Below are 13,662 nucleotides of genomic sequence, written 5' to 3' on the forward strand. Positions count from 1 at the left end.
CTTGAAGCATGACACCTGACCCAAGTTTTGTACGCGCTCGAACGGCCCGGCACCGGCGCCTGGCTGAAATTGGTGACGGCGGTGCTGACCGGCTTGCTGGCGCGCGTGTTGCCGTTGTAGGAGCCGGCGGTTTGGGTTCCACGGTGATCCCCTATTTGGCGGCGGCCGGGGTGGGTCGGATCGATGTTTTTGATGATGACGTCGTCGAGCTGTCGAACCTCAACCGTCAGATTTTGCACTCGGCCGAGTCGATTGGCCAGCCGAAAGTTGCCTCGGCGATTGCTGCCGGTGAGCGCATCGCCCCCGAGGTCGAGGTGGTCGGGCATCAGCTCCGGTTGGGCGACAACTTTGTCGACGTCGTTGGTGCAGTCCAGCCGGATATCGTGGTCGATGGGTCCGATTCTTTTGATACAAGGTTTATTGTCGATGCGGGCGCGGCACAACTCGGCGTGCCGGTGGTGTTCGGGGCACTAATGCAGTGGTCGGCCCAAATTACCGTGTTCGATGCGGCCGGTGCCTATGGGCCAGCGGTGCGGTTGACCGATATTTTCCCAGATACTCCCGAAGTACGGGCCACCCCGGGCTGTGCTGAGATGGGCATCCTGGGGTCGGTGGCGGGCATGGTCGGCACTATCTTGGCCACCGAAACCATCAAACTGCTTGTGGGCGCCGGTCGGAATCTGGTGGGTCGCATGCTGGTGGTCGATGCCCTGGATATGCAGGTCACAGAAATTCCCTTGGCTCATGCAGCAGATGAAGCTGCGGTGCAGGTGATGGCGGTATCAACCAATGTGTTAGACCAAGACGATCCACCGGTAGTGATTGATGTGCGCCGTGCCGAAGAAATTGCCGAGCAGCCTGCTCCCATGCCCGTCGTCCACGTTCCCTTCGACCAATTGGGCGACATCCACGACACGGTTGAACCGGGCAGTAGCATTGTGACGCTATGCCGCACCGGACCACGCTCAGTGCGGGCAGCGCAAACCTTGGCTGCGGCCGGTTACCAAGTTGTGGGGTATCTTGATGGTGGAGTCGAGGCACTGCAAAGTGAGGCGAGTGTGCAATGATCACCCAACAAGAACACCTGGCGCGGATTCTGGAATTGACGGCGCCGTTACCCGTTGAAGAAGTGCCGCTCGCCGAAGCACTTGGCCACACGTTAGCATCCAATGTGACGTCGAGTATGGATCTTCCGCCCTGGGATGCAGCAGCGATGGACGGCTACGCGGTTGCACTAGAAGGTTTCACGGTCGGAACGCTACCGGTCACCAAGAGTATTCCTGCCGGCCACACGACACCGGAACGGATCCAGCCCGGGGAGGCTGCCGCGATCATGACTGGCGCTCCGGTACCGGCCGGTGCCGATACGATCGTGCCGCTGGAAGTGTTCCACGAGCCCAGTCAGCAGATTCCTGATTCAATTACGTTCGAAGACATTCCGAAACCTGACCAACACATTCGACGTCGTGCCGAAGACACCTTCGCCGGTTCGATCGTGGCAGCTGCTGGCACAGTGTTGCAGCCCCAGCACATCGGGGCGATTGCTGCCACCGGCAACGGTTCGGTATATACGGCCCGTCGCCCACGGGTCGCCATTATCTCCACCGGTGATGAGCTCGTCCCGCCGGGCACCCCGCCTGACTACGGGCAAATCCCAGATTCCAATGCCCCACTGGTCGCTGCTACGCTCAGCAAACTCGGGGCGCATCCAACCCATCAGTTACGCATTCGCGATTCGGCGGCGAGCCTGGAGCATACGATCTCACAGCTAGAGTACTCCGTCGATGCGATCATTTTGACCGGTGGCGCCTCGGTAGGTGCCCACGATATTTCCAAATACGTGCTCTCGTCGTGGCAACACGAGGATCCGACACAGGCCATCAGGTTCACGACGGTGAATATTCGGCCCGGTAAACCCCAAGGATTTGGGTTATCGCCGGCGGGCACACCGGTGTGGTCATTACCGGGCAATCCGGTGGCCGTATTGGTGTCGCTGCGATTGTTTGTGGCCCCGGGGTTAGCGAAAATGCAACGCCGAGCACCACATCGGCGAAAGCTGCACGTCTACACCACTCGCGCCTTATCCACCCCGAAAAAGGTCAACTACTATATGCTGGCGACTCTCGACGGAGATCAGGTGACTCCGCTACCGTCGAATTCCCATCTGGCCGTGAAAATGGCGCAAACCACCGGCCTCATCCAGGTGCCCGCCGAAGTCGAGCACATCGAAGCAGACCAGATTGTCGATTACTTACCCCTATGATTACCGTTCGTCTTTTTGCCGCGGCCGCTGATGTCGTCGGCACCAAACAACTCAAGATTCAAGCCGAAACCGTTGCCGATGTGATCGAGCAACTCTCGGATGCCCAAACCACCACCCGCGTCATCGCGCGATGCTCGTTTTTGGTGAACGGCACCAAAGCGGAACCGGAAACGGCGCTGGATGACGACGCTACCGTAGACGTACTACCGCCGTTTGCCGGGGGTTAAATTCCCACCCAGTGGCTACCCTCGGCACCGAACTGGCGTTTCCAAATGGGTACCCGGGCCTTAATTTTTTCCACGACATCACTACACACGCTGAAAGCTTCCTGACGATGCGCGGCAGACACAGCGACCACCAGCGCGGTATCTCCAATAGCTAGGGAACCAATCCGGTGGGCTGCGACCACCCGAACGGGTAACGGCTCGACATCCAGCGCATTATGCACCGCAACGTTCGCTTCGGCCACGACGTCTCGCAAATAACCAGTGGCATCCGGGTGGGCAGAATATTCCAGCCCGGTCACCGTGCCTTCCGCTTCAGGATCATGGTCTCGAACGACACCTTGAAATACGACTGTTGCACCGGCGTCCGGGGCCGCAACCGCAGCCTCCAGTGCACCGGCATCCAACGGGGCTTCGGTTACCACGGACAGTTCAACCAAATTCATGGTTCCACTCTAGATGTTCGCTGCTCGGGGCAATACGCTGTGGCCAGGTGTGACTGAACTAGACTGGCTACCGTGCAACATGAGTTTTCGTTACGTGCCGAATGGAATACCACCCAGGCCAGCCCACATCCACAACGCGGCTTCTCCCGCGACGTCGTCATCCAGGCTGAGGGGCCGGGCGAACTGCACGGCTCCGCGGCCAAACCTTTTCACGGGGATCCGGATCGCTGGAATCCGGAGCAGCTGTTGCTGGCCGCGCTAGCCGAATGCCATATTTTGTCGTATCTCTATGTGGCCGGTGAAGCCGAGATTTCGGTCGAGAAAGTCTCGGTGCGCGGTGAACTTACGCTGCAAGCAGGTGCCGACGGCGGCCAAATCACCGGTGCCACCCTGTACCCGGAAGTCTGGGTGGCCGATGCAATGTTGTTGCCCCGGGCTCGCGAACTGCATGAGGAAGCACACCGTCAGTGCTTCATTGCTCGCAGTGTGAACTTCCCGATCACACTGGAAGTCCCACATCAGCATCAGATGCCGGAGTTGCCACAATTTTCTTCCCGACTCGGCGCCCCGATTGCCGTGCTGAAACCACGCCAGTCGAAAAAACCCTCGCAGGTTTCAGGCAATGATGACGCCCGACTCGCTGCCCTTCGTGCGGAGCAAGAAGCCGAACGTCGGCGCCGTGATGCAACCGAAGATCCCAACGCCTCAGCACAGCAAACGCGCGAAGCCGCCGTCAAGGCACAGCGCACGAATGCCCCGGCCGAGCAGACCTCGTTTTACGATCAGGTGGGCGGGGAGCCGACCTTCACAAAATTGGTGCATGAGTTTTATCAGCAGGTCGAAGCCGATCCGGAGTTCAAGGCCATGTATCCGGAAGATGATCTGGGTCCGGCCGAGGAGCGATTGCGTCTGTTTTTGATCCAGTACTGGGGTGGACCCTCGGATTACTCCCAACTACGTGGCCATCCGCGGTTGCGTGCACGCCACATGCCGTTCCACATCGATGCCAAAGCACGCGAAACCTGGTTGCGGTTCATGCGCAATGCCATGGATACGTTGGACCTAGCACCGCTGCACTATGACACCATGTGGGATTACTTTCAGCGCGCCGCACGCGCCATGCAAAATCAGGCTTAGACCATCACGGCGGGGCGGACCAGCACGTGTCCCCCGGCCGATGAGAGGCGAATCCAATTTTGCGACGTTGACACGGTGGTTTCACCCCGCGGCGCAAGAAACCCGAGGCTGTGTGCGCCCAACGTGGCGCCCGTGGGAAATTCCACGCGCTCCGGGTCGCCAATAGTCTCGGCCCACACGTCTGCACGGACCTTTGCCAGCACCGGGCCACCGGCGTTTTCAGGCAGCATCTCCCCTACGCGGCTAATACCGTCACGCGCAATTTTGCGGATCTCGAAGTCATCCACCACGGCCTTGGCCATCCAACCGGAACGTGGCGCGTTCATCGCCGACCACATCACGTTGATTTCTCGGGGTGGCAGCACAAACTGTGTCGAGTCTTGCGAGATCATCCGGTTCGTTCTCTCGGTAATGGCATCCATTTCAAACACCGAGTCCATGCTGAAACGCTCGGCGCCGCTAAAATCTAGTGCAAGCGTTCGCATGCCCACCACCATGGGCACCTTATCGCCCAGGCCCCCGGGGTGCATCACGGACACCGAGACCGCCAGGACATCACCGGCAACCTGGAATCGTACGCCGGTAGTATCCAAGGGTTTTGCCCGGGTCACAAAGCTTTGCAAATCTTTAACGGCGTTCAGCGTGGCAAACGGCAAGACATATTCCATGTCTCCAATTATGCCTACGCCGCCCGGCACGGGCATCAGGGCTGCCGGGAATTGAGCTGACAGCACTAGAGTATGACCAGGCGATTCAACCGAAAGGCAACTATGGCAAACACTTCCTATCCTGATGATCCAACCGATATTCTGCGCGACGTGCTCCAGCTGGAACGCGTGGACGCCGATGAGGACTCGAGCTTGTTCAAGGGTTTCACCCCTACCCAAACCCGTGGACAGGTATTTGGTGGGCAGGTCATGGCGCAGTCTTTGGTCGCGGCCAGTCACTCTGTTGAGCCGGATCGGTTGCTGCACTCCATGCACTGCTATTTCATCCGGCCAGGTGATGCCTCGGTGCCACTGAACATCAAGGTCGATCACCACCGCGACGGACGGTCCTTCTCGGTCCGCCACGTTGAAGTGACTCAGCATAATAAAGTCATCCTGTCGCTGACCTGCTCATTCCAGCTGGAGGCAGACGGCGTCGCACACCAAGAGCCGATGCCCGAAGGCATCCCCATGCCAGATGATCTCCCACCGATTTCCTCGCTGGTTGGCATGATCGATGACCCGGCCGCCCAGGATCTGGCATATAACCGTCCCTTTGATATTCGGTACGCCTACGAGCCCATTTTCTTGCGCCCGGGATCCGAGAAGGTCAACCGCAATATCGTGTGGATGAAAACGTTCACACCGGTGGAGGTGTCACGCAATGTTGCTGGTGCAGCGCTCGCCTATGTCTCCGACTACACCCTGTTGGAGTCAATTTTGCGCAACCACGGGGTCTCCTGGATCGAGCCCAAGAAGTCGATCGCCTCGCTGGACCACGCCATGTGGTTCCACCGCCCATTCAACCTCGACGAATGGCTGCTGTTTGTCCAAGAGTCGCCCTCGGCACAATCCGCTCGGGGTCTTGGTATGGGCCGAATTTACACAATCACTGGAGATCTGGTGGCAACCGTCGCCCAGGAGGGCATGATTCGGCTGCCGCAGTTCGATCAGTAACCGCCGGTTCACCGGCGGTCCACACCACTATGGGTACGATGCCACTATGTCTGACACCATCACTGATCACACCGCCGAAAATCCCGCGCCCCGAGTTAAGCGATCACATGTTGCCGCGTGGGCGATGTGGGACTGGGGGTCAGCTGCGTTTAACGCGGTGATGATCACCTTCGTGTTCGGCACGTATCTCGCCTCCGACGCGTTCGGTGCTGATGATCGTGGGACATCATGGTTAGCCGCCGGCAACGCCGTCGCCGGGGTCATCATCGCTTTGACTGCACCGGTGATAGGCCAACGGGCTGACCGTGACGGCCGTCGCTCATTGTGGCTGGGCGTCAATACCGCCCTGGTGATCCTCACAACCGCCGCGTGCTTCTTTGTAGAACCCGAAGAGTCGTTCCTCCTGCTTGGTGTCATCCTCCTGTCAGCTGGGAACGTGTTCTTCGAGTTCGCCGAAGTGCAATACAACGCGATGATGGTCAAAATCTCTACGCCCTCGACCATCGGGCGTATTTCTGGTCTGGGCTGGGGTGCCGGCTATCTTGGCGGTATCTTTTTACTGTTACTGGTGTATGTCGGATTTATCGGCGGCGACGCTCACTGGTTTGGGATAACAGACGACGATGCCATGAACATTCGAGTAGTTGCGCTCTTTGCGGCACTGTGGTTTTTAGTTTTTGCTCTGCCGGTGGTCATCGTGATGCGCCGGCGGAAGGACCCCGCAGAGCCCGAGGAGCCCCGGGTAAGCCGTGTCAGCATCGCGCAATCCTACCGCCAGCTCTTGGGCACCATTGCGAATCTGTGGAAGCACGAACGCAATACGTTCTGGTTCTTGGTATCCTCTGCGGTCTTTCGTGACGGTGTTGGTGCAGTCTTTGCATACGGTGCGATACTGGGGACGACCGTCTATGGGGTGGATCCGGGTGACATCTTATTTTTCGGAATTGGGGCAAACGTCGTGGCAGCAGCAGGAGCATTTCTCGGCGGGCTCTTTGACGATAAATTCGGTCCGAAACGCATTATCGTGGTGTCGCTGTTAGGGCTGCTGGTTTCTGCGACCATTGTCTTCGTCCAAGACGGCACACTCGCGTTTTGGATTTGGGGATTATTCTTGTGCTTCTTCGTCGGCCCGGTCCAGTCCTCCTCGCGCGCATTCCTCGGACGGCTCACTAATCAGGAAACCGCCGGAGAAATCTATGGACTCTATGCAACCACCGGGCGGTCCGTGTCGTTTCTCACCCCAGCGCTCATTGCCCTATTCGTCGGTTTCAGCGGCGAGTCGAGGATGATGGTTCCCGCGATTATTCTCGTCTTGATTGCCGGGCTCATCCTGCTGTGGCCGGTCTCTGACCCCAAGACCTCTACGAAAGAACACGTGAGAATGTAGCCCGTCTACACGAGCATAGTTAAAGCATTCTGCCTCGCATCCGCTATGGGATACGAGGCAGAATCTTGAAACGACGAGGACTAGTTGCGTGTTAGACGGCGGTGTGTTGCGCGTCCTTCACGAATAGCGTCTGGGCCGAGACGCTCAACCTTATTTTCTTCGTAGGATTCGAAGTTCCCTTCGAACCAGTACCAGTTGGCTGGGTTTTCTTCGGTGCCTTCCCACGCAAGGATGTGGGTGGCAACGCGGTCCAGGAACCAGCGGTCGTGCGAGATAACCACGGCACAGCCTGGGAATTCCAGCAGCGCGTTTTCCAGTGAGGTCAGGGTTTCAACGTCGAGGTCGTTAGTCGGCTCGTCCAGCAGCAGCAGGTTGCCGCCCTCTTTCAGGGTCAACGCGAGGTTGAGACGGTTGCGCTCACCACCCGAGAGGACACCGGCTTTCTTCTGCTGATCTGGGCCTTTGAAACCAAAGGCTGAGACATATGCACGTGACGGCATTTCGACGTTGCCGACTTGGATGTAGTCCAGGCCTTCAGAGACCACTTGCCACAGCGATTCTTCTGGGTCGATGTTGGAACGGTTCTGGTCAACATAAGAAATCTTGACTGATTCGCCGACTTTCAGGTCACCTGAGTCGACTTCTTCCAACCCGACAATCGATTTGAACAACGTGGTTTTACCCACACCGTTCGGTCCAACGATACCGACGATACCGTTTGGTGGTAGCGAGAAGCTGAGGTTATCGATGAGGGTACGACCGTCAAAGCCTTTAGAAATATTCTCGGCCTCGATGACCTGGCTACCCAGACGTGGTCCTGGTGGGATCTGGATTTCTTCAAAGTCTAGTACGCGAGTCTTCTCGGCCTCATTGGCCATCTCTTCATAGCGTTCCAGACGCGCCTTCTGCTTGGTCTGTCGACCCTTGGCGTTGGTCCGGATCCACTCGAGTTCGTCTTTCAAGCGGCGGTTGAGTTTCGCGTCTTTCTTGCCCTGAACGTCGAGGCGTTCCTGTTTCTTCTCCAGGTAGGTCGTGTAGTTACCTTCATACGGGTAGAGACGACCGCGGTCGACTTCAGCAATCCATTCGGCAACGTGGTCCAAGAAGTACCGGTCGTGAGTAATCGCGATGACGGCACCGGGGTACGAAGCTAGGTGACCTTCCAGCCAGGCTACTGATTCAGCATCCAGGTGGTTGGTCGGCTCGTCGAGCAGCAACAGGTCTGGTTTTTCTAACAGCAGTTTCACAAGCGCAACGCGACGGCGTTCACCACCGGAGAGGTGAGTTACTGGCTCATCGCCGTCTGGCAGCTGGAGGGCTTCCATAGCCTGACCGATCTGAGAGTCAATGTCCCAGCCCTCAGCGTTATCGATGGCTTCTTGCAGCTTACCCATTTCTTCCATCAGGGCATCAAAGTCTGCATCTGGTTCGGCCATCTCGGCAGAGATCTCGTTAAAACGCTGGAGCTGTTGGTAGACCTCACCAACACCTTCCTGGACGTTTTCTAGAACGGTCTTATCTTCGGTTAGAGGTGGTTCCTGTAGGAGGATACCCACCGAGTAACCGGGTGACAGCCAAGCATCACCGTTGGAAGGCTCATCGAGGCCCGCCATGATTTTGAGGATTGTAGATTTACCAGCACCGTTGGGTCCGACCATACCGATCTTGGCACCGGGGAAAAAGGACATGGTTACGTCGTCAAGAATGACCTTATCGCCAACTTTTTTGCGGGCTTTGATCATTTGATAAATAAATTCGGCCATATCCTCTACAGTAGTCGGTTGCAGCAGCAGAACGTAATTCTTATCCTGCTGCCGCAACGCGTCCAGTTTTCAGCGAACATCAGGCCGTCATTGGTTCGGGTGCTTCCCATTCAGGATCAACCAGTGGCCCATCGCCGTGCGTTTCTTCCATACGTTGATGAGCTTTGGTGTATCGGGTGAAATCGGTGAATCCCATCATCAGATCATGCCCGGCCGTGTCGGCAACGATTTCTGCGGTGGTCCCACGTTTTGCTTCATCTTTGGAAACCCACTGTTTGATGGCGACCCGTCCGGTAACGGTGACCGGATCGCCCAAGGTGAACGAGCGGAAGATATTTTCTGCCAGACGACGGAAAGCAGTCACCGTGTACCAAGACGTATTGCCGTCCTCCCATTGTTGAGTTTGACGGTTCATGATTCTTTCGGTCGCGGCGAGTCGGAATTCCACGATCACCGTGCCAGAATCTGTCACGACGCGGCGGGGTGCTGTAGCAACATTGCCTCGAGCAGTCAGTTGAGTTTTCATGGTCGTATCCTTTCGTTGACGAAGTATTCGAATACGCTTCGAATAGGTCTCAGTCAACGCAATGACGACCCATATTCGACCGGCTCGTCGTAGGATTGTGGATAAGGCGTGTGCCCATTTGGCGGTGTGGACAACATTTTGGGTAGACTATCGCCTGTTGCCTCAGTAGCTCAGCCGGATAGAGCAACGGCCTTCTAATCCGTAGGTCGGGGGTTCGAGTCCCTCCTGGGGCGCAAAAAACCGGCACCTGATACAAGTTCAGGTGCCGGTTTTTCTTTGTTCTAGAACGCTTAGTTTCCCTGTGCCACAGCTTCGGCTACCGGGGTGTCGCCGTCGTGGAATGACAGCATTGCGCCAATTGCTGCTGGCTCTTCCAGTGCGGCTGCGATGAGGGCAGCAACGTTTCCCCGCGAGGTGGATGGCACATCGACATCACGGTTAGCACCGGAGTTATCAACGGTGACGTGCCCGGTCGGCTCATCGAGTGTCAGTGCCGAGGGGCCAACGATCGTCCAGTCCAGCTTAGAGTTGCGAAGGTGCTCGTCAGCCTGGGACTTAGCGTTGTAGTAGGCGTACATGTCGTCTTCTGGTTCGATGCCGGGGACTTCGCCGTCCTCAAGCATCGAGTTGAAGTACGAGACCATGACGAATCGTGCCACACCGGCCTGCTGTGCGGCATCTATGGTACGGATCGCGGCGTCGCGGTCGATCCCCCATGTGTGGCGTGGTCCGCTACCGCCTGCACCCGCGGCCCAGATAACTGCATCGCTGCCGGCAAAGAGGTCGGCGAGGGCGTCGGTGTCGAGCTGTTCGACGTCGGCGACAACCGGGGTTGCACCGGCCGACTCGATCTCAGCAGATTGTTCTGGATTGCGGATCACCGAGGCGACCGAATATCCCGCATTAAGCAACAGCGGTGTGGTGCGCAGGGCCACTTTTCCGTGGCCGCCAATAAGGGTAATTACTGACATGTGCTTCCCTTCAGATTGATGTGTTAACTACTCTAAGGGTCTACCGTCTTCTTGGTTTGCGGAAACGCTCTCCGCGTTAAGGGATCAAAGAACACCAACACCAGCACTCCTATGAGTCCAACGGCAGCCGTAAGAATGCGTAGCGGCAGGATCGGAATCCACTGGGACACGGCCAGTTGATCGACGACCCCCGCCACCACGAGTACCGTGACCAGTAAATACAGCAGTGACGATGCCCAGCCGCGCCACACGCCAACGATGGCGAAGAGTGGCAAAAGCCACAACACGTACCAGGGTTGAAACACAGGTGCGACCAGAACCGCGGTGGTCAGGGCCAAGGCTGCTGCAAGTACGGGACGCATTGGCCGAGGCCGCAGTGCGAGCCAGGCGGTGACAACGACAATGGCCAGGGTGCCAATGGAATAAAAGGTTTGGGCTATCGGGTCGATACCAGTCCCAAAGAGTGCATCGGCTACCCAGCCGAGCCCAAGCCCGATCAGCCCAAAGGGTGCATATGGGAAGGCGGCTTCACCAGAGGTGAACATCGCTTCGATCCAACCGAACCACAACCCGGTAACGGCTCCAAAGACGACCAGCACGGTGCCGACGACGAGCACAGATTTTGCCCAGACCACAAAACGGGCCCGGTACGACGTGCGGCGCCCCGGCCGCCAGATGATGAGCAGTCCGGCGAAGGGCAACACGAGCACGGTCAGGGGTTTGATGGCGATGGACCCGGCGAGCAGGACGAAGCCGAACACAATGCGACGTCGTCGGATGTTTGGTCGCCACCCGTGGTTGATGAAGTACAACCCGGTGAGTAGCAGCCCCAGCATCAAGGTGTCGTTGTGGGCGCCTGCGATCATGTAGAGCGCAAACAGTGGGTTGGCGATGAAGATCCACTGTGCCCAGTCGCCGCGGGCGCCAAAGCGGCGTGCTAGGCGCGGCACAGCCCACATACATAGACCCATGCCGCTAAGAAACATCAGTCGAAAGACGAGGATGGCCCATTCGGGACCGCCATCGGTGATGAACCAGACGAACTGTGAGACGAGCAAAAACGCTGGACCGTAGGGTGATGGGGATTGTGCCCACAGGGAGTCGGCACCGATCATGAACCACCCGGGCAACGAGGAAACCCCCTCGCCGTAGGGATCGAGGCCGGAGTGGAGCAGTCGGCCCTGGGCTAGGTAGGAGAACACGTCCCGGGACATAATGGGAAACGCGAAGACCAGCGGTGTGACCCACCACCAGATCGCCTGGTTGATGATGGAGAGTTTGTGGTCGTTGAGCCGGTGTTTGCGTGCGGATTCTTTGACCGATCCGACATTGGGCCCTCCGGAGCCGGTGGTAAAGGGCAGCTGGAGGGCTTGGCCGAGTCGCAGCCAGGAACGGACCAGTACTAGCCCACCGATGACCAGGGCAACGGCGCTGATCGTGACCCCGGGAGTCCACACGCGCATCGGGTTCAGGATGGTCGTGCCGGCGAACCAAGAGTTTTGGGCTTGCGGCAGCCAACCCACGCCCCAGGAGGCGACCATGATGATGATGGAAGCGACCACGCCGATGCGAATATGGTGGCCGGGATCCGTGTCGATCCGTGATGGAACAAACGACTTGGTCATCACGGCTCCGATGAGGTTTTGCGTTTGGTCTTCCACCGTCCGTACGTCTGTTGTGCCGCCTGCCAGGACTGGCGCAGATGCCATTCGTTTTTAAACATCGGCGACGTCCAGGGGTCGAAGTAGAGCACCCACACGGCAAGCGCGATGGACAGCCCCCAGGACAGCATTTGCATGAGCCCGCCGATTTCTAAGAACTGCCAGATATACAGTTGGTCCCCGGCACCGTAGGCGGTGAAGAACACCGCGGTGAAGATCACCCAGCGCAGTTGCCAGTTGGAGCGGATGCCCAGCATCACAAACAGCGGCAAGAGCCAGAGTAGATACCACGGGTGGATCACCGGCGAGAGCACAACCAGTGCGGCAAACGCCCAGGTGGCTCGACCTAAAACGTGGTCAGTTTTCCGCCAGAACATCAAGAACAACACGATGACAACGGACAGCAGTCGCCCGGCCAAACGCACGGCGCCCATGACGGACTCACCGTCGCCCAGGCCCAGCTCGACCACGGCCACACGTGCCAATTCACCCAGTGCGCCGACCGGTGACCAGAAGCTCCAGATCGAGCCGGTGCCAGCGATGACCCGAACCCAGTCCAGGCCGTAACCGTTGAGCCAACCGACCCCGAGCATGATGACGACCGTTAGGCCGAGCGTGATGAACCAGTACCAGAAGATTTTTGGCCATGAAGCTTTTCTCCCAGCCCACCACAGGCCGATAAATGGCAGCAACACAATCGAAATAACCTTCATGCCGATCGAGACACTCATCAAGAGTACGGCCAGCACACCGTGGCCCCGCCACACCGCATAGATAGCAGCCACCATGAACCCAACCATCAATGAGTCGTTATGCCCGGAGGCTACAAACGAGATGATAAACAGGGGGTTTGCCGCGGAGATCCATTGAGCACGGGCCGGGTCCCAACCTTGCATCTGGGCAAGCTTGGGAACGAAGTACATGATCAGCGCAACACCAACCAGGGACGCAAGGCGGAACAGGAAGATCGCCAAATCCGGTTGGTCTACACCGGTGGTACCAACGACTGCACCTTCGATCCATAAGAACATAGGTCCGTAAGGAGTGGCGTCTTCAGCCCACATGGTGTCCGTGCCCAGTTGAAACCAGTTCGGCAAATTCGAAATGCCAGACTCATACGGATTTTGGCCGGCTAACACCTGACGACCTTGATTCAGATACGCCAACATGTCCCGGGAAAAGATCGTGAGCGCGAAGAGTTGTGGCAAACTCCACAGGGCAACCGTCCAGTTAATGATGCGCATGCCGCCGGGGGCGAATTCGTATTTTCCACGGTATTGTTGCGTTGGGCGACGTAGTACTCGGCCAAGCCGTAACCAGCCCCAGATCATGCCCCAGGCGCCGACGGTCAACAGCACCGTGCCAAGTGTTACGCCCCATTCAGTGGTGCGAAATGGAGCCAACCATTGGGCCGAGTTAATGCCGGAGTTTGGTGCGACCCATCCAACTGACCAGGAGCCTACGGTGAGAATCACCGAGCCCAGCAGCCCGACCGCTATGGCGGGCCAGGCGTGCCGTGTTGTGCCGCGTCGGGCAACTTCCAGAGTGGCCATCAACAACTTTCAATTGGACAGTTTAATATCATTGACGTTGGGCATAAATGTATCACCGGACATCGGT

Annotated in this window: 13 protein-coding genes, 1 tRNA gene and 1 pseudogene; 8 read left to right on the forward strand and 7 right to left on the reverse strand. The window is 57.9% G+C overall.

Annotation, left to right across the window (positions count from 1 at the left end; all coding sequences use genetic code 11):
* Positions 1-8: 8 nt before the first annotated feature.
* The 3 genes from G583_RS15400 to G583_RS0109575 are packed head-to-tail and all read left to right on the forward strand — an operon-like array spanning position 9 to position 2,490.
* Positions 9-1,067 (forward strand): HesA/MoeB/ThiF family protein, encoded by a 1,059-nt coding sequence (locus tag G583_RS15400; RefSeq protein WP_022870960.1) that lies wholly within the window; start codon positions 9-11, stop codon positions 1,065-1,067.
* Positions 1,064-2,263 (forward strand): molybdopterin molybdotransferase MoeA, encoded by a 1,200-nt coding sequence (locus G583_RS15405; RefSeq protein ID WP_022870961.1) that lies wholly within the window; start codon positions 1,064-1,066, stop codon positions 2,261-2,263. Before G583_RS15400 ends, G583_RS15405 begins: the two co-directional genes overlap by 4 nt.
* Positions 2,260-2,490 (forward strand): MoaD/ThiS family protein, encoded by a 231-nt coding sequence (locus tag G583_RS0109575; protein ID WP_040895348.1) that lies wholly within the window; start codon positions 2,260-2,262, stop codon positions 2,488-2,490. The genes G583_RS15405 and G583_RS0109575 overlap by 4 nt, the downstream gene beginning before the upstream one ends.
* Here the strand turns inward: G583_RS0109575 and G583_RS0109580 are convergent.
* Positions 2,487-2,933 carry a molybdenum cofactor biosynthesis protein MoaE gene (locus G583_RS0109580; protein WP_029629462.1) on the reverse strand — a complete coding sequence of 149 codons (447 nt, stop codon included), beginning with the start codon at positions 2,931-2,933 and terminating at the stop codon, positions 2,487-2,489. The two genes, G583_RS0109575 and G583_RS0109580, sit on opposite strands and share 4 nt — an antisense overlap.
* Positions 2,934-3,005: 72 nt before the next feature.
* Between G583_RS0109580 and G583_RS16995 the strand changes: the two are divergent.
* A pseudogene (locus G583_RS16995) lies at positions 3,006-3,431 on the forward strand (OsmC family protein); the annotation flags it as partial.
* Between the two features lie 288 nt (positions 3,432-3,719).
* On the forward strand, positions 3,720-4,070 hold the full coding sequence (locus tag G583_RS17000) for a globin (protein WP_051129702.1): 351 nt from the start codon (positions 3,720-3,722) through the stop codon (positions 4,068-4,070).
* Here the strand turns inward: G583_RS17000 and G583_RS0109590 are convergent.
* Positions 4,067-4,804: a hypothetical protein gene (locus G583_RS0109590; protein WP_156832089.1), complete on the reverse strand. Its 738-nt coding sequence runs from the start codon at positions 4,802-4,804 to the stop codon at positions 4,067-4,069. The two genes, G583_RS17000 and G583_RS0109590, sit on opposite strands and share 4 nt — an antisense overlap.
* Positions 4,805-4,840: 36 nt before the next feature.
* Between G583_RS0109590 and G583_RS0109595 the strand changes: the two genes are divergently transcribed.
* Together G583_RS0109595 and G583_RS15410 are read left to right on the forward strand one after the other, a co-directional pair.
* Positions 4,841-5,734, forward strand: coding sequence for an acyl-CoA thioesterase (locus G583_RS0109595; protein WP_022870964.1), 894 nt, complete (start codon positions 4,841-4,843; stop codon positions 5,732-5,734).
* A 46-nt stretch (positions 5,735-5,780) separates the two neighbouring features.
* A complete protein-coding gene (locus tag G583_RS15410; protein WP_022870965.1) occupies positions 5,781-7,121 on the forward strand; it encodes an MFS transporter in 1,341 nt (446 codons plus the stop codon).
* 80 nt (positions 7,122-7,201) lie between these two features.
* Here the strand turns inward: G583_RS15410 and ettA are convergent, their stop codons facing one another.
* Both ettA and G583_RS15415 read right to left on the reverse strand, forming a co-directional pair.
* Positions 7,202-8,884, reverse strand: a complete 1,683-nt coding sequence (ettA, locus tag G583_RS0109605; protein ID WP_022870966.1) for an energy-dependent translational throttle protein EttA — start codon at positions 8,882-8,884, stop codon at positions 7,202-7,204.
* A 79-nt stretch (positions 8,885-8,963) separates the two neighbouring features.
* Positions 8,964-9,410, reverse strand: coding sequence for a single-stranded DNA-binding protein (locus G583_RS15415; RefSeq protein ID WP_022870967.1), 447 nt, complete (start codon positions 9,408-9,410; stop codon positions 8,964-8,966).
* 159 nt (positions 9,411-9,569) lie between these two features.
* Between G583_RS15415 and G583_RS0109615 the strand changes: the two genes are divergently transcribed.
* A tRNA-Arg gene (locus tag G583_RS0109615) sits at positions 9,570-9,643 on the forward strand.
* Between the two features lie 57 nt (positions 9,644-9,700).
* Here G583_RS0109615 and G583_RS0109620 read toward each other — a convergent pair.
* From G583_RS0109620 to mptB (G583_RS15425), 3 genes are read right to left on the reverse strand one after another with little or no spacing between them, the layout of a single operon-like run.
* Positions 9,701-10,381: an SDR family oxidoreductase gene (locus tag G583_RS0109620; protein WP_022870968.1), complete on the reverse strand. Its 681-nt coding sequence runs from the start codon at positions 10,379-10,381 to the stop codon at positions 9,701-9,703.
* Between the two features lie 32 nt (positions 10,382-10,413).
* The gene (mptB, locus tag G583_RS15420) at positions 10,414-12,006 is read right to left on the reverse strand and encodes a polyprenol phosphomannose-dependent alpha 1,6 mannosyltransferase MptB (protein WP_022870969.1); all 1,593 of its coding nucleotides are present in this window, start codon (positions 12,004-12,006) and stop codon (positions 10,414-10,416) included.
* Complete coding sequence (mptB, locus tag G583_RS15425; RefSeq protein ID WP_022870970.1) at positions 12,006-13,595, reverse strand: polyprenol phosphomannose-dependent alpha 1,6 mannosyltransferase MptB; 1,590 nt, start codon at positions 13,593-13,595, stop codon at positions 12,006-12,008. The genes mptB (G583_RS15420) and mptB (G583_RS15425) overlap by 1 nt, the downstream gene beginning before the upstream one ends.
* Between the last annotated feature and the right edge of the window lie 67 nt (positions 13,596-13,662).

It is taken from the genome of Yaniella halotolerans DSM 15476, assembly GCF_000420805.1.
GTDB classification, from domain to species: domain Bacteria; phylum Actinomycetota; class Actinomycetes; order Actinomycetales; family Micrococcaceae; genus Yaniella; species Yaniella halotolerans.